This is a genomic window from Acinetobacter sp. V89_7, from assembly GCF_029967895.1.
In the GTDB taxonomy this organism is placed as follows: Bacteria; Pseudomonadota; Gammaproteobacteria; order Pseudomonadales; family Moraxellaceae; genus Acinetobacter; species Acinetobacter soli.
Window position 1 is genome coordinate 192,826 of sequence record NZ_JASCAJ010000031.1, and the last position, 15,138, is coordinate 207,963.

Annotated in this window: 14 protein-coding genes; 9 read left to right on the forward strand and 5 right to left on the reverse strand. The window is 41.9% G+C overall.

From position 1 onward, the window contains the following. The first annotated feature begins 140 nt into the window (after positions 1-140). Complete coding sequence (gene cysD, locus QLG00_RS12175; protein WP_004936081.1) at positions 141-1,049, forward strand: sulfate adenylyltransferase subunit CysD; 909 nt, start codon at positions 141-143, stop codon at positions 1,047-1,049. 44 nt (positions 1,050-1,093) lie between these two features. Beyond that, complete coding sequence (gene cysN, locus QLG00_RS12180; protein ID WP_048763631.1) at positions 1,094-2,707, forward strand: sulfate adenylyltransferase subunit CysN; 1,614 nt, start codon at positions 1,094-1,096, stop codon at positions 2,705-2,707. Between the two features lie 59 nt (positions 2,708-2,766). Here the strand turns inward: cysN and QLG00_RS12185 are convergent, their stop codons facing one another. Next, positions 2,767-4,107 (reverse strand): CitMHS family transporter, encoded by a 1,341-nt coding sequence (locus QLG00_RS12185; RefSeq protein WP_004936090.1) that lies wholly within the window; start codon positions 4,105-4,107, stop codon positions 2,767-2,769. A 559-nt stretch (positions 4,108-4,666) separates the two neighbouring features. Between QLG00_RS12185 and QLG00_RS12190 the strand changes: the two genes are divergently transcribed. Continuing rightward, complete coding sequence (locus QLG00_RS12190; protein WP_004936095.1) at positions 4,667-5,167, forward strand: hypothetical protein; 501 nt, start codon at positions 4,667-4,669, stop codon at positions 5,165-5,167. Between the two features lie 129 nt (positions 5,168-5,296). Here the strand turns inward: QLG00_RS12190 and QLG00_RS12195 are convergent, their stop codons facing one another. Together QLG00_RS12195 and QLG00_RS12200 are read right to left on the reverse strand one after the other, a co-directional pair. Next, entirely contained in the window at positions 5,297-6,619 is a 1,323-nt protein-coding gene (locus tag QLG00_RS12195) for a hemolysin family protein (protein ID WP_282471090.1), read from the reverse strand. 120 nt (positions 6,620-6,739) lie between these two features. Continuing rightward, positions 6,740-7,729, reverse strand: coding sequence for a LysR family transcriptional regulator (locus QLG00_RS12200; RefSeq protein ID WP_004936102.1), 990 nt, complete (start codon positions 7,727-7,729; stop codon positions 6,740-6,742). A gap of 594 nt (positions 7,730-8,323) precedes the next feature. Here QLG00_RS12200 and QLG00_RS12205 point away from each other — a divergent pair. Beyond that, positions 8,324-9,928 (forward strand): isocitrate lyase, encoded by a 1,605-nt coding sequence (locus tag QLG00_RS12205; protein ID WP_004936104.1) that lies wholly within the window; start codon positions 8,324-8,326, stop codon positions 9,926-9,928. Positions 9,929-9,979: 51 nt separating this feature from the next. Here QLG00_RS12205 and QLG00_RS12210 read toward each other — a convergent pair whose 3' ends face one another. Then, entirely contained in the window at positions 9,980-10,465 is a 486-nt protein-coding gene (locus QLG00_RS12210; protein WP_104124427.1) for a copper resistance protein NlpE, read from the reverse strand. A gap of 111 nt (positions 10,466-10,576) precedes the next feature. Then, positions 10,577-10,903 (reverse strand): hypothetical protein, encoded by a 327-nt coding sequence (locus QLG00_RS12215; RefSeq protein ID WP_004936107.1) that lies wholly within the window; start codon positions 10,901-10,903, stop codon positions 10,577-10,579. A gap of 291 nt (positions 10,904-11,194) precedes the next feature. Here QLG00_RS12215 and QLG00_RS12220 point away from each other — a divergent pair, with 291 nt between their 5' ends. The 5 genes from QLG00_RS12220 to QLG00_RS12240 all read left to right on the forward strand — a co-directional run bounded on the left by QLG00_RS12220 (position 11,195) and on the right by QLG00_RS12240 (position 15,135). Further along, complete coding sequence (locus QLG00_RS12220) at positions 11,195-12,070, forward strand: urease accessory protein UreD (protein ID WP_282471091.1); 876 nt, start codon at positions 11,195-11,197, stop codon at positions 12,068-12,070. Between the two features lie 112 nt (positions 12,071-12,182). Further along, positions 12,183-12,485 (forward strand): urease subunit gamma, encoded by a 303-nt coding sequence (ureA, locus tag QLG00_RS12225; RefSeq protein ID WP_004936114.1) that lies wholly within the window; start codon positions 12,183-12,185, stop codon positions 12,483-12,485. Between the two features lie 19 nt (positions 12,486-12,504). Continuing rightward, positions 12,505-12,819, forward strand: coding sequence for an urease subunit beta (locus QLG00_RS12230; protein WP_151794729.1), 315 nt, complete (start codon positions 12,505-12,507; stop codon positions 12,817-12,819). 24 nt (positions 12,820-12,843) lie between these two features. Next, positions 12,844-14,544, forward strand: coding sequence for an urease subunit alpha (gene ureC, locus QLG00_RS12235; protein WP_004936120.1), 1,701 nt, complete (start codon positions 12,844-12,846; stop codon positions 14,542-14,544). A gap of 12 nt (positions 14,545-14,556) precedes the next feature. Next, on the forward strand, positions 14,557-15,135 hold the full coding sequence (locus QLG00_RS12240; protein ID WP_282471092.1) for a phosphoglycerate mutase family protein: 579 nt from the start codon (positions 14,557-14,559) through the stop codon (positions 15,133-15,135). Positions 15,136-15,138: the final 3 nt, after the last annotated feature.

Sequence of the window (15,138 nt, forward strand, 5' to 3'; positions counted from 1 at the left end):
ATAAAGCCAATCTGGTTGGTTCTGTTGATATTTATAAACTGGAGTTGTTATGGCACTCGTTCCTCCATATGGTGGCGCAAGTAGTGGCGAAAAACTACTATGCGACGTGATGAATAAATCGGACTGGAAAGGTGGTGCTCATGACTGAAGATAGATTAACCCATCTCAAGCAGCTTGAAGCTGAAAGTATTCATATTATTCGCGAAGTTGCTGCCGAATTTGAAAATCCGGTAATGCTTTACTCGATTGGTAAAGACTCTGCGGTAATGCTGCATCTGGCGCTCAAAGCTTTTTACCCTGCAAAATTACCGTTTCCGCTATTGCATGTCGATACTGGATGGAAATTCAAAGACATGATCGCGTTTCGTGACAACATGGCCAAAACACATGGCTTTGATTTGATCGTGCATCAAAACAAGGAAGGCCGTGAAGCGGGAATCAATCCGTTCGATCAGGGCAGCTCGAAATATACCGATATCATGAAAACCCAAGCCTTAAAGCAAGCGCTGGACAAATATCAGTTCGATGCTGCTTTTGGTGGTGCGCGTCGCGACGAAGAAAAATCACGTGCTAAAGAGCGTGTCTATTCGTTCCGTGACAGCAAACATCGTTGGGATCCAAAAAATCAGCGTCCAGAACTATGGAACTTGTACAACGGTAAAGTGAACAAGGGCGAAAGTATTCGTGTGTTCCCGTTATCGAACTGGACCGAGCTAGACATCTGGCAATACATTTACCTCGAAAATATCGACATCGTGCCACTTTATTTCTCGGCAGTTCGTCCTGTGGTTGAACGCAGTGGCACACTGATTATGGTAGACGATGAACGTATGCGTCTGAAAGAAGGTGAAGTTCCGCAAATGAAATCAGTGCGTTTCCGTACGCTGGGTTGTTACCCGCTTACAGGCGCGGTTGAGTCTGAGGCAGACACATTGCCTGAGATTATCCAAGAGATGCTTTTGGCCACCAGTTCGGAGCGTCAGGGTCGTATGATCGACCATGATGAAGCCGGCTCGATGGAAAAGAAAAAGCAGGAAGGTTATTTCTAAGCGTTGCTAAGCAACTAGATTTCAGAATGTGTGGAGTTTGAGCAATGTCTCATCAATCAGATCTTATTAGCCAAGATATTCTGGCTTATTTAAAGCAACACGAACAAAAAGATTTATTGCGTTTTTTAACCTGCGGTAACGTCGATGACGGTAAAAGTACCCTCATTGGTCGTTTGCTTTACGATTCAAAATTGATCTATGAAGATCAATTACAAGCAGTAACCCGCGATAGTAAGAAAGTGGGAACCACCGGTGATGCGCCAGATTTGGCTTTGCTTGTAGATGGTTTGCAGGCCGAGCGTGAGCAGGGAATTACCATTGATGTCGCGTACCGTTATTTCTCGACAGAAAAACGTAAGTTCATCATTGCAGATACCCCAGGGCACGAGCAATATACACGTAACATGGCAACAGGTGCATCGACAGCCGATCTTGCGATTATCTTGATTGATGCGCGTTATGGTGTACAAACCCAGACACGTCGTCATAGTTTTATTGCAAGCCTTTTGGGGATTCGCAATATTATTGTGGCTATCAACAAAATGGATTTGGTCGAGTTTTCTGAAGCACGCTTCAATGAAATTCAGGTGGAATACGATGCTTTCGTCAATCAGCTTGGCAATCGTCGTCCTGAAAATATCCAGTTTGTTCCGATCTCGGCATTAAACGGTGACAACGTGGTTAACCCATCGGCCAGCACACCGTGGTACAACGGCCAAACCTTGATGAGCATTCTTGAATCGGTCGAAATCAAGCGTGAGTCGAACAAGCACGAGTTCCGTTTCCCAGTGCAATATGTGAACCGTCCAAACCTCGATTTCCGTGGCTTTGCTGGTACTATCGCGTTAGGCGAAATTAATGTAGGCGATGAAATTGTTGCTTTGCCATCGGGTAAAAAATCCAGTGTCAAAGAAATTGTGACCTTTGATGGTAACCTCGACAGAGCTTTTGCTGGTCAGGCGGTCACATTAACACTCAACGATGAAATCGATATTTCACGTGGTAATGTGTTGGTTCGCGCAGGCGAACAGCCACTTATTTCACGTAGCGTGCGCGCGTCACTGGTATGGATGAATGAACATCCACTGGTGAAAGGTAAGTTATACAATGTAAAAATTGGTACGCAAACCGTTCCTGCAAAAGTCACCGCGATTAATTATCGTGTGAATGTGAATACTCTTGAGCATTCTCAGGTCGATGAGCTTGAACTGAACGGGATTGCCGATGTAACAGTCGAGTTCGATGCGGCTGTAGTGTTTGATCGTTACCAAGACTCGCGTTATACCGGTTCGTTTATTTTTATCGACCGATTAAGTAACGTCACCGTAGGTGCGGGTATGGTCGAAGCAGCGGTCGAGTGGACTGCACACAGTACACCAGTGACTGCCGAAGACCGAGCTGCGCGTTTAGGGCAAAAGCCTGCTGTGATCGGCATTGATGCTTCTGTACTTTCGCAATCTCAGGCGCTTGAAAGCTTGCTGATTCAACAAGGTGTGGTGGCAATTGCCAAGCCTGATTTAACGGCTGAGCAGATTGGCTTGTTACGTGAAACGGGTGTTATTGTATTGACAAATGTCAGTGACGCCATCGACACTGATGTTAGTGCAACCTCACTTGATGAAGTCGTTGACCAAGTGGTTGAGCGAGTTCGTTTGTAATTTAAAACGCATAAAAAAAACCTCCTGATCAGGAGGTTTTTTTATGGAGCCAGATCAAATTAAACCAGACTCACCAGTGGAAATACACCAAATACCAAAGCACTACCTAAAAGTACACAGCAAGTCACAAATGCCCATTTCAAAGTGAATTTCTGATGATCTGCAAACTCAACTGCAGCCAGACCACAAAGAAGATAGGTAGACGGAACCAGCGGAGAAAGTAAATGGATTGGTTGTCCAACAATTGATGCACGGGCAATTTCAACTGGTGTAATGCCGTAGTGGCCTGCGGCCTCTGCCAAAATTGGAAGAACACCAAAATAGAAGGCATCGTTAGACATAAAGAAAGTTAATGGCATACTGAGTACGGCTGTAATCGGTGCCATATAAGGCCCCATGCTGTCTGGAATAATAGCAACAAAGCCTTTAGACATTGCTTCAACCATGCCTGTACCAGTTAAAATACCGGTAAAAACACCTGCTGCAAAAATTACCCCGACAACCGCCAATACGCTATCTGCGTGCATCGCGATACGTTTTTTCTGCATTTGAAGATCAGGATAGTTGACCACAAGCGCAATACAGAAACCGAGCATGAACAGAATAGCCATAGGTAAAATACCTTTGACCAATGCTGCCATTAAAACTATCGTTAAAATTCCGTTAAACCAGCGAAGATGTGGACGCTGTGCTTCTGGGTCTTTTGAAATGGTCAGATTGTCTGCGTGACTGATATCACCCATTTCAATTACACCCAAACGTTTACGTTCATATTTGCCATACATATAGGCTAATGCAAATAACCATGCTGCTGCTATGACCATCGATGGGATCATTGGAATAAAGACAGCACTTGCATCGACTTGCAAGGCACTGGCAGCACGTGCTGTTGGGCCGCCCCATGGTGTAAGATTCATCACACCACTACAAAGCAGCATTAAGCACGTCATCACCAGTGGATTCATGCCAATACGTTTATAAAGAGGCATCATGGCCGCAACACAAATCATATAGGTGGTCGATCCATCACCATCTAGAGAAACGGTCAAGGTCAGAAAAACAGTACCAAGCGTGATTTTAAGCGGATCGCCCTTTACTTTTTTGAGAATCCACTTGATTGAAGGGTCAAACAAACCTGAATCGATCATCAATGCAAAATACATGATGGCAAAAAGTAACATCACACCAGTGGGTGCGAGTTTCTTGATACCATCTAGCATGGTTTCGCCTAATTTGGTAATTTCAATGTGGCTTAAACTATCAAAATGAAAGCCCAGCCCCCAACCGATGAGTGCGAACAAAACAGGAATGAGAATAAGTGCAACCATTGCACTGAGGCGTTTTGTCATGATCAAGTACATAAAACACATGATCATGCTGATACCTAAAAAAGTAAGCATGTGCGCAATCCTTAGCCCAAAAAATAATACTTATATAATTGTTCAAAATTTTAGAACTTGCGTATATTCATTAATTTTTCTTAAAAGTACAATTGCAGAATGTGTCTATGCGACTAAAGTCTTAAAAAAAATATAAGTCTGTAATTTTTAAAATTATTTTTGCACTCAACTGGTGCGGTTTTTATCTGAATCCGTGTAAAAGGATCAAAAACATTGATTATTTCGAATGATTCTGCTTATCCATCTTATTTCATTTTTTGAACAAAAACATCGCAACTTCTCGCGTGTACACTGATATAGATTAAACCTATCAAAAGAAATCACTTGAGCGCTTAAAAGATATATTCTGACCAAAGATAAATATAAAAATTTCAAAACGATACACTACGCCGCATAATCTATTGATGAATTTTTCATATTTCAACGTGAAATATGACGTTGAAAAGCGCATTGAATATACAAAGTGGCGTAATAAACACTGTGCTTTTCCTTTCGTTTTATTCTGTTTTAGAGTGACTTTTATGAGACAATATATCTTTCATTTTTCCCAAGGACTCCCATGACAGAACAGTCTCATGAATCTTTAAGCGATATCGAAATTTTAGATATTTTACAGTCGATGAAAAAAGACGAGCTAGATATCGAAGCGAAAGAGATTATTCGTAACGGGGGCAAGGCAGGGCGACAAGAGGCACACAAACAGGCAATTGTGGCTTTAAATCAAAACTTTGAAGAAAAATTTGTAGAAGCTGTAACGTTAGCACTGGGCCTAAATTCTACACAAGCAAAAAAAATTCGGTATAAAAAAGATCGTATTCGTATTTTAAAAGCACGTGGCATCGATTATATGGCCGTAGATGGTGCACAAACAGCACAAGTCTTGGCGCAAATTGCTCAAGCAATTACGCGTGAAGACAGTATTGTGACCAAAGATTTACACGATATTTTCCCATTTTGGAAACAAGGCTGGCCAATGGTTCAGTTTGATAATGCATATAAAATTTTGGCTGAAGATATTCAGATTCATTATCAGGCACTGATCGATGCATTACTTGCTTAATTGCTACATCTAGAGAAATGTGTCTACTGTATTAAACATTCAGGTACATTCATCTAGATCACAAGCGATCGCTTTGAATGATAAAAAATGCCTCACTTAAGAGGCATTTTTGATTTCTTAGAAACCAGATTAATGATCGAGTAAAATATGCTCTTCTGGTTTTTCAAGAATACGCGTGACCAGCAACTGGTCAATTTTATAGTGATCCACATCGACCACCTCAAATTTGAATCCTGAAAATTCAACTGTATCGGCAGGGCGAGGGATTTTGCGTAATTGATACATCATAAAACCTGCCAGTGTTTCATAATTTTCTTCATCAGGCATTTCATCGATCTCGAGCGCATGTTTAAGATCTTCAATCGGTGTGCCACCGTCTATAAGCCAAGAATTATTATCGCGCTTAATAATTTGTAGCTCTTCATCCATTGGAGTGACCCAATCACCCATCACAGTAATCATGATATCACTGAGGGTAATGACACCAACAACCCAAGCGTATTCATTGATAACGACCGCAAATTTTTCCTTGGTCGATCGGAATCGATCAAGTACCTCAGAAAGGGTGAGTGTATCGGGAATGGTTAAAACGGTTCGGATGGTATTTTCTTTGAGTTGAATCAAAGATTGATTTTTCAAAATCCGCACCAAAATATCTTTGGCATCTACATAACCAATCACCTGATCGATATGTGCATTACACACCAAAAACTTCGAATACGGATACTCAGCCAGTTTTTGACGAATGCTTTCATCGGTCTCATCGAGTGTAAAATACACAATGTTTTCACGCGTGGTCATGCTCGAAGGAACCGTTCGTTCTTCTAGCTCAAAAACATTCTCAATAAAATGATGCTCTTGTTTTTGTAATACACCAGCCTGCGCACCAGCTTCCATGACTGCTGAAATGTCATCGAAGGTAATGTTGTCATCACGAATGGTATTGACCTTAAATAAACGGAACAACATATTCGCGATCGCATTAATCAGCCACGCCAATGGCTTGCAGACTTTAATAAAGATCTGAATAGGTTCAATGACACTGACCGCGATTTTTTCAGGTGCAATCATGGCCAAGCGCTTTGGCATGAGGTCGGCAAATAAAATAAATAACGAGGTAACAAAGGTAAACGATAAGCTAAAGCCAATGGTTTCGGTCCAAGGGCCGTTGTAGACGCGATCAATCAGTTCGACAAAAAATGGCCGAAATGCGGCCTCACCTAAAATACCCCCGAGTATCGCAACAGCATTTAAGCCTATTTGCGATGCGGCAAAGAAATCTGCAGATTGCGCCTGCAAATCCAACACCTTTTGGGCGCGTTCATCACCAGATTCGGCCAGGATTTTCAGTTTGACTTTGCGCGCGCCCGCTAGCGCAATTTCAGTGAGTGATAAAAAACCAGCCGCAACAATCAGCATCATGATGATGATGGCATTTTGAAAGAGACTCACAGTTCACCTGTTGTATTGGTTATTTTGCGAAAACTTAGATAAAAATAGTGAGGTAGTCAGACTACCTCTGTTTTAAATTAGTATAAGCGTGAAAAAAGAAGAATTTAAGAAAAATTTCAATTAGTAATGAGAAAACTGTGAGTTATTGGTGATAAATTCACGATTTTCTTCTTCGATCATTTGTCGAGCAACAAAAAGAATCAGTTGGCGTAACCAGCGGTGTGCAGGATGATGATGTAATAACGGACACCATGCCATTTTTAATTCAAATTCTGGAATATAAAACGGTGGATCTTTTATCACAAGACGCGGATTTTGTGCTTGCAAACGCGCCATTCGTGTTGGAAGGGTCGCAATCAGATCCACATTTTGCGCCAATAATGCAGGCATCTGATAATGGCGAGTAAACACTGAAATTTTACGTTTTTGTCCGATTCGCTCAAGTGCCTGATCAATCCAGCCTAAGCCCGCTTGCTTGTCTGGGTTGACACCAAATCCCACGCCCATACCGGTTTTCGATACCCAGATATGTTGCGCATCGAGATAGCTTTTTAGATTTAAGTGCTGAACAGCAGGGTGCTTGTCATTTAATAAGCAGCTAAAACTGTCACGCCAAACCAGAACCTGATGAAAACTTTGTGGAATTTCATTGAAACGGTTAATCGCAAGATCGACTTTACCTTGCTCCATGTCACGATATGAAACGTCACTTGGTGTGAGAAAGTCTAACACCACATTCGGTGCTTCTGAACGTAATGCTTTGACCAAGCGCGGGATGAGCGTTGCTTCGGCGTAGTCAGAGGTCATGACACGAAACACGCGACTGCTTGTATAAGGGCGAAACTCTGTTCTCGGTTCCAGAATCATCGACAAATCAGATAAGGCATCGCGAATACGCGGCTGAAGTTCGAGCGCGCGCTCGGTGGGTGTCATACCTTCAGATGAACGAATTAACAACGGATCATTAAATAAATTGCGTAAACGGCGTAGAATATTACTCATGGCAGGTTGGGTAACACCCAATTGTTCAGCTGCACGAGTAACGTTCTTTTCGCGAAGTAGTACATCAAGATAAATTAATAGATTGAGGTCAACTCGCTCTAGATTCATAAAAAAAATACCGAGAATAAAAAAAGAAAATTATATTTGATTATGCCACAGTTCATTTGATTTGTGTCAACGTAAACACAAAAAAGACCATATCGAATAAAAGCAGAAATTTCGAGTCATCAATAAAAACATGAACCATCGCGGTACAGATTCAATGACAAGTACATAATGATGATGAGTAAAATACAAAAATTGATCAGTTGCATCTACTACGTGCAACAATTATATCTGATAAAAAATGCAATCGCACTGGCAATTTTGATCGATAATTTGTTTTTTATTTGATCTAAAATAGCGGAGTCGACTTAAGTCTAATATCAAAATAAACACGATAGCGTCATTTTAAATCAGCTTAACGATTATTTTTATTTATTAAATAACAAAAGCTTAGTATGTGGTATTTTAATTATATTACGACTTTTATCTGTGTATTTTTTAAATAAATACCGAAAATTAGCTTAGAATATTGGATTAATTTTTTTGCAACTACTAAGCTGTATTCATAGCGAAGAACAGTACAAAATCTAGTCAAATAATTTAATCTGATTTTGAACTGGAACTTCGATCAACCCAAAATGATTATAGGGCAATATCATGACTACATATCAATCAGCTTTAGAGCACGTTCGTACCGTTAAGGACAAATTAGGTGGCACGTGGAATGCAATCCGTGCAGAAGATGCAGCTCGTATGATTGTTCAAAACCGTTTCCGTACAGGTTTAGACATTGCCAAGTATACAGCGTCCATCATGCGTCAAGACATGGCTGAATACGATGCGGACACTAGCAAATATACTCAGTCTTTGGGTTGCTGGCATGGTTTTATTGCACAACAAAAAATGATTGCCAACAAAAAATATTTTGGCACGACATCTAAGCGTTATATTTATCTATCAGGCTGGATGGTTGCTGCACTTCGTTCTGAATTTGGTCCACTTCCTGACCAATCTATGCATGAAAAAACCTCTGTTCCTGCATTGATCGAAGAAATCTATACCTTCTTGCGTCAAGCAGATGCTAAAGAACTGAACGATTTGTTCCGTGCATTACAAAAAGCTGAAGCAGCAGGTGATACAGCCAAAGCCAAAGAAATTGAAGCCCAAATTGACAACTTCGAAACGCATGTTGTGCCAATCATTGCCGACATCGATGCTGGCTTCGGTAATGAAGAAGCAACTTACCTTTTGACTAAAAAAATGATCGAAGCGGGTGCATGTGCGATCCAAATCGAAAACCAAGTTTCTGACGCAAAACAGTGTGGTCATCAAGCAGGTAAAGTAACTGTTCCACATGAAGATTTCCTTGCAAAAATCAATGCAGTACGTTTTGCATTTATTGAGCTTGGAATTGATGAGGGTGTGATTGTTGCACGTACTGACTCTGAAGGCGCGGATTTGACTCAAAAAATTCCAGTCTCGAAAGAAAAAGGCGACTTGGCATCTCAATACATCAGCTACCTTGATACACAAGAAATCGATATTGCTGAAGCAAGTGATGATGAGATCTTAATCAAGCGTGATGGTAAGTTGCATCGTCCTAAACGTTTGGCGTCTGGCTTGTATCAGTTCCGTGAAGGCACACAAATCGACCGCGTGGTACTTGACTGTGTCACCAGCTTGCAAAATGGTGCAGACATGCTGTGGATTGAAACACCAACACCAAACGTAGCTGAAATTGCACACATGGTGAATCGTGTGAAAGAAGTGGTTCCAAATGCAAAACTGGTCTATAACAATAGTCCATCATTCAACTGGACACTGAACTTCCGTCAGCAATCTTATGACCGTTGGGCTGCTGAAGGCAAAGACGTTTCTGCCTACGATCGTGCTAAGTTGATGAGCGCTGAATATGACAACACGGAATTGGCTGCCGATGCAGACGAAAAAATCCGTACCTTCCAAGCAGATGCTGCACGTGAAGCGGGTGTATTCCATCACTTGATTACACTACCGACTTACCACACTGCTGCATTGTCTACACATGAGTTGGCAAAAGGCTACTTTGGTGAAGAAGGGATGTTGGCTTATGTTGCGGGTGTTCAGCGTAAAGAAATCCGTGGCGGTATTGCATGTGTGAAACACCAAGCAATGGCGGGTTCTGACATCGGTGATGACCACAAAGAGATCTTCTCTGGTGAGCAAGCACTTAAAGCTGGTGATGCAAGCAAAAATACAATGAATCAGTTCTCTGCTCACTAATTGAGTAAAGAAATAAAAAACCCTGCAATCGCAGGGTTTTTTGATGCAAATTTAACTTTTCTTTTTTAAAACATAATATTCAGCCAAACTGCCGTCAATTTTGTTGCCTTCCAAATCAAGTGCTGTTGCAGTATTTTCACCAATAAAGAATTTACGCTGTTCAGACTTCTGATCTAATACAATCATCGATGGATTTTTTGAGTCAAATGTAAAGCTTCCTTTGGTTTCAAACGGCTTACCATCGCCTTTACCTAAATACGTTTCTTTAAGTACATAGGTTTTGTCATCGTTTAACTGAAGCTCAGTTTGAATGCCTTCGCAGTCGGCACACGGCAATTTACCTTGATAATCACCCGACCAATCCAGTGAATTTTCAGCAGTATGCGTCATATCATGGGCTTGATGCTGGTCGTGTTTAACCTCAGATGCGGCTTGACTATGCTGTTCAGCGGTAGCAGTATCTGTTTTATTTTCAGGTTTTGAGCAAGCGGCTAGAACCAAACTGGTCAATGCAAGCGCTAATAACGATTTTTTCATGTTTTACCCAATCATTATTTATTTAATGGATGCCCAGCCTATAAAAAAAATCAAGCCAGTTAAATAATTGAAATGTAAGATTAGGTAGAACATTCCCTCATAAGTATCAGTTTATTTCAACTCAGGATTAATACCACCCAATGCCTGGCAGGCTGCTTTATAACGTTGTAATTGTTGTTGTACGGCTTCATCGAGTGGCATTTTAAATGTTGCATCGCCCGATTTAAATTGTTCAACATAGCTTGTGGCCTTGGCTTTACTGGTTGCTAGAGATTGCTGATGAAAGCTGTTGATCGAACTGTGCGGAATTTCGGTGGTTTCGAGATTTTTACACTCGAAATTTTGCAGCAATTTTTCAGCACGTTTCACTTCATTTGAGCTTCCGATTACACAACCAGAGAGTGCGGCACAACTTATTAATATTGTCAGGGTTTTCATTATCAGAACAATTAGGTTAGGGTGGTCGTTAAGCCCGCTATTCTATCGGTATTGTGGCGCTAAAACCTTGTCATTATTTGTGAAAATTGACTAAATTTTGGCTAATCAATATCACAAAATCATCTCAATCACTTGATTGAAAAAAATAACACAAGAAAAGTACCAGAAATTATGCTATTGAAATGTATGTAAAATAAACGTTTAAGTAAGACTTTCAAAAAATTGCCAATTCTTGGTGCAAAAATTGCTTAACTGATCAGACCAGTAGAACATGTCGCATAAAGGAACAGCATGAATCAGCCACAGGACTTTCACATCCAAAGATCCAAAGCTTTGTGGTATGCCCAACTCGAATTAGGCTTTCATGATGATGGTGAGCGCACCATTATGAAGCATAGAAAGCATCACGGACCTGTTCGGGTGCAAAAAATGCTATGGCCTGAAAAAACGGGTGTATGTCATGCAATATTGGTGCATCCACCGGCAGGTATTGCGGGGGGAGATCATTTAACTTTTCAGATATATACAGAAGAAGGCGCACATGCAGTTGTGACGACTCCAGGAGCTGGAAAATGGTATCGCACCAATGGTAAACCAGCTGCGCAACATATTTATTTAAATGCACGAGGACGTTCGATTTTAGAATGGCTTCCTCAGGAAACCATGCTCTACGATGGTGCAAATGCGCAGTCGGAAACCACCATTCATCTTGATCAAGCCGCCAGTTTTATTGGATGGGATATGCTGGTTCTTGGGCGTCAGGCTCGCGCGGAGACATTTTCTGACGGTGCTTATCGCAATATATTTACGTTATATCGTGATCAGAAACTACTGGTTGCCGACACACTGCGCTTTACAGGAAATGATCGCTGGTTACGATCATGTTTAGGCATGAACGGACACGCCGTAATGGCCAGTATGTGGGCGGTTGCACCTGAAACACATCGCGCTAAAGTCGATCTTGAGCAGCATGTTGAGCTGATTCGAGAATTGATCATGCGTATGGATGCACCAGTAACACTGACTCTACTCGATGATGTGCTCTGTGCCCGTTATTTAGGTGATGATGTTCGGCAATGTCATGATGCATTTGCTGCCATACGCGCTCGATTGCGTCGTTACTGGCTCAATTTAGATGAAGAATTTCCGCGAATTTGGCGCACTTAATTGTAGGCGAGTAGTGGGTTTGTCAATCAGAAGATAAATAAACAAAGCTTCAATGCCACATGTGTGCACATATTTTGCTTTAAAGACACTTAATGAAACTAGGTATATCGAAATGGAACTGAATCCAACCGAAAAAGACAAGATGTTGATTTTTACTGCAGGTTTGGTCGCTGAGCGTCGTAAGGCACGTGGTTTAAAGTTAAATTATCCTGAAGCAGTCGCATTTATTTCAGCAGCACTGTTAGAAGGTGCGCGTGATGGAATGAGCGTTGCAGAATTGATGCATTACGGCACCACCTTACTCAGTAAAAATGATGTGATGGATGGCGTGGCCGAAATGATTGCTGAGGTACAGGTCGAGGCGACTTTTCCAGATGGTTCAAAACTTGTGACGGTTCATCAACCCATTGTTTAATCATTCAGAGGAGAACATCATGATTCCTGGAGAAGTGCTCACTCCCGATAGTATTATTGAACTCAATGTCGGCCGACCAACGCTCAAAATCAGTGTTGCCAATACTGGCGACCGTCCTATTCAGGTTGGATCACATTTTCATTTTGCAGAAGCCAATGATGCACTGGAGTTTGATCGTGAACAAGCCAGAGGTTATCGTCTAAATATTGCCGCAGGAACCGCTGTTCGATTTGAACCGGGACAAAACCGAGAGATTGAATTGGTTTCACTGGCAGGCAAGCGCGAAGTATATGGATTTGCCGGTCGTGTGATGGGCGCACTGGACTCAGAATGAAAACAATGTGGAAGGCCTTTTAATATGAAAATGTCGCGTCGTGCATACGCTGAAATGTTTGGCCCAACGGTGGGAGATCGAGTCCGTTTAGCCGATACCGAACTATTTATTGAAGTAGAACAAGACCTCACCACTTATGGCGAAGAAGTCAAATTTGGTGGTGGTAAGGTGATTCGCGATGGCATGGGGCAATCGCAGTTACTTGCAGATCAAGTGGCAGATACCGTAATTACCAATGCATTGATTGTTGATTGGTGGGGCATTGTAAAAGCCGATGTGGGCCTTAAAAATGGTCGTATCTGGAAAATTGGTAAAGCTGGAAATCCAGATATTCAGCCAGACATTACCATTCCACTCGGTGCAGCAACCGAGGTCATTGCAGGTGAAGGGCAAATTCTGACCGCAGGCGGAATTGACACTCATATTCACTGGATTTGTCCTCAGCAGGTAGAAACGGCATTGATGTCTGGTGTGACTACTATGGTGGGTGGTGGTACTGGACCGGCAGCAGGAACGTCAGCCACGACAGTTACACCTGGCCCATGGCACATTGGTACCATGTTACAAGCCATTGACGATTTACCCATGAATATTGGTTTGCTGGGTAAAGGCAATATTAGTTTACCCGATCCGATTCGTGAACAGATTAAAGCGGGTGTGGTGGGGCTTAAACTGCACGAAGACTGGGGCTCGACGCCTGCTGCAATTGATAACTGCCTGAGTGTGGCCGATGAGTTTGATGTGCAGGTTGCTATTCATACCGATACACTCAATGAAGGCGGCTTTTTGGAAGAAACGCTCGGGGCATTTAAAAACCGAACCATTCATACCTATCATACCGAAGGTGCTGGCGGTGGGCATGCCCCCGATATTTTAAAAGCGATCGGGCAGGCCAACGTACTGCCATCTTCGACCAATCCAACACGCCCGTATACTATCAATACCATCGATGAGCATTTGGATATGCTGATGGTGTGTCATCATTTAGATCCTGCAATTGCAGAAGATGTGGCATTTGCTGAAAGTCGTATTCGCCGTGAGACCATTGCAGCAGAGGATATTTTACAAGATCTGGGTGCTATTTCGATGATGTCGTCAGACTCACAGGCCATGGGCCGCGTGGGAGAAGTGATTATTCGGACATGGCAAACTGCACATAAAATGAAGGTGCAACGCGGCGCACTTGAAGGAGACAATGAGTTTCATGATAACAACCGAATTAAGCGTTACATCGCCAAATACACCATCAATCCTGCTATTACACATGGTTTGAGCCATGAAGTAGGGTCGGTAGAAGAAGGAAAGTTGGCCGATTTAGTGCTTTGGAAGCCTGCATTTTTTGGGGTTAAACCCTCGATGATTATCAAAGGCGGGATGATTGCCGCAGCACCGATGGGCGACATCAATGCTTCAATTCCAACGCCACAGCCTGTGCATTATCGTCCGATGTTTGGTTCTTATCCACGTGCTGTACATAACACGTGTATCACCTTTTTGCCGCAAGTGGCGATTGATGAAGGCGTCGATCAGAAGCTGCAACTTAAAAAGTTGATCAGCCCGTGTAAAAACACGCGCAACATTACCAAACATGACATGAAACATAATACTTACTGCCCCGTGATGGATGTGCATCCTGAAACATACGAAGTGCGCGCCGATGGGGAACTGTTGACCTGTGAGCCAGCCGATGTGCTGCCAATGGCTCAACGTTATTTCTTGTTTTAAGGATAATATGACGTGATTTATTTGATTCGGCATGCACAAAGTAAAGCGAATGTAAATTTGAGATGTACATCTCATGCCAATATTGAATTGACCGAACAGGGCAAATTACAATCTGAGCAACTTGCAATTAAACTTCCGCATGCCGATCGAATTTTTATTTCATCCTTTACGCGCACGTTGCAAACTGCAAAGCCTCTTGCAGTAAGAGATCATTTAAATCCAGAAGTTTTCGATATTCATGAGTTTTCATATTTGTCTGACGTTAAATGTCAAAATACAACACTTGAGGAACGTAAGCCATTTGTAGATGCTTACTGGACGTTAGCTGATCCATATTACAAAGATGCAGAAGATGCAGAGTCTTTTGCTGAGTTTTATCAGCGAGTTGAAAATTTTTCTGGGCTATTGAATGATCTAAAATATCTTTATCAAGTTAAAAACCTAATGATATTTAGTCATGGACAATTTCTTACTTTATTGAAATTGATCGCATTCGAACACCAAGAATTATCTAAAAATCTTATGAATGAGTTTCGTAAGCGTACGATTGATAATCCAATCCAGAACACAGATTTTTTTATTTACGCATAGGGT

Excerpts from the sequence above, each read along its gene's own strand:
- QLG00_RS12230 (WP_151794729.1), top strand. The coding sequence starts at position 12,505 with ATGATTCCTGGAGAAGTGCTCACTCCCGATAGTATTATTGAACTCAAT.
- cysD (WP_004936081.1), top strand. The coding sequence starts at position 141 with ATGACTGAAGATAGATTAACCCATCTCAAGCAGCTTGAAGCTGAAAGT.
- QLG00_RS12200 (WP_004936102.1), bottom strand. The coding sequence starts at position 7,729 with ATGAATCTAGAGCGAGTTGACCTCAATCTATTAATTTATCTTGATGTA.
- ureC (WP_004936120.1), top strand. The coding sequence starts at position 12,844 with ATGAAAATGTCGCGTCGTGCATACGCTGAAATGTTTGGCCCAACGGTG.
- ureA (WP_004936114.1), top strand. The coding sequence starts at position 12,183 with ATGGAACTGAATCCAACCGAAAAAGACAAGATGTTGATTTTTACTGCA.
- QLG00_RS12205 (WP_004936104.1), top strand. The coding sequence starts at position 8,324 with ATGACTACATATCAATCAGCTTTAGAGCACGTTCGTACCGTTAAGGAC.
- cysN (WP_048763631.1), top strand. The coding sequence starts at position 1,094 with ATGTCTCATCAATCAGATCTTATTAGCCAAGATATTCTGGCTTATTTA.
- QLG00_RS12185 (WP_004936090.1), bottom strand. The coding sequence starts at position 4,107 with ATGCTTACTTTTTTAGGTATCAGCATGATCATGTGTTTTATGTACTTG.
- QLG00_RS12190 (WP_004936095.1), top strand. The coding sequence starts at position 4,667 with ATGACAGAACAGTCTCATGAATCTTTAAGCGATATCGAAATTTTAGAT.
- QLG00_RS12220 (WP_282471091.1), top strand. The coding sequence starts at position 11,195 with ATGAATCAGCCACAGGACTTTCACATCCAAAGATCCAAAGCTTTGTGG.
- QLG00_RS12210 (WP_104124427.1), bottom strand. The coding sequence starts at position 10,465 with ATGAAAAAATCGTTATTAGCGCTTGCATTGACCAGTTTGGTTCTAGCC.
- QLG00_RS12215 (WP_004936107.1), bottom strand. The coding sequence starts at position 10,903 with ATGAAAACCCTGACAATATTAATAAGTTGTGCCGCACTCTCTGGTTGT.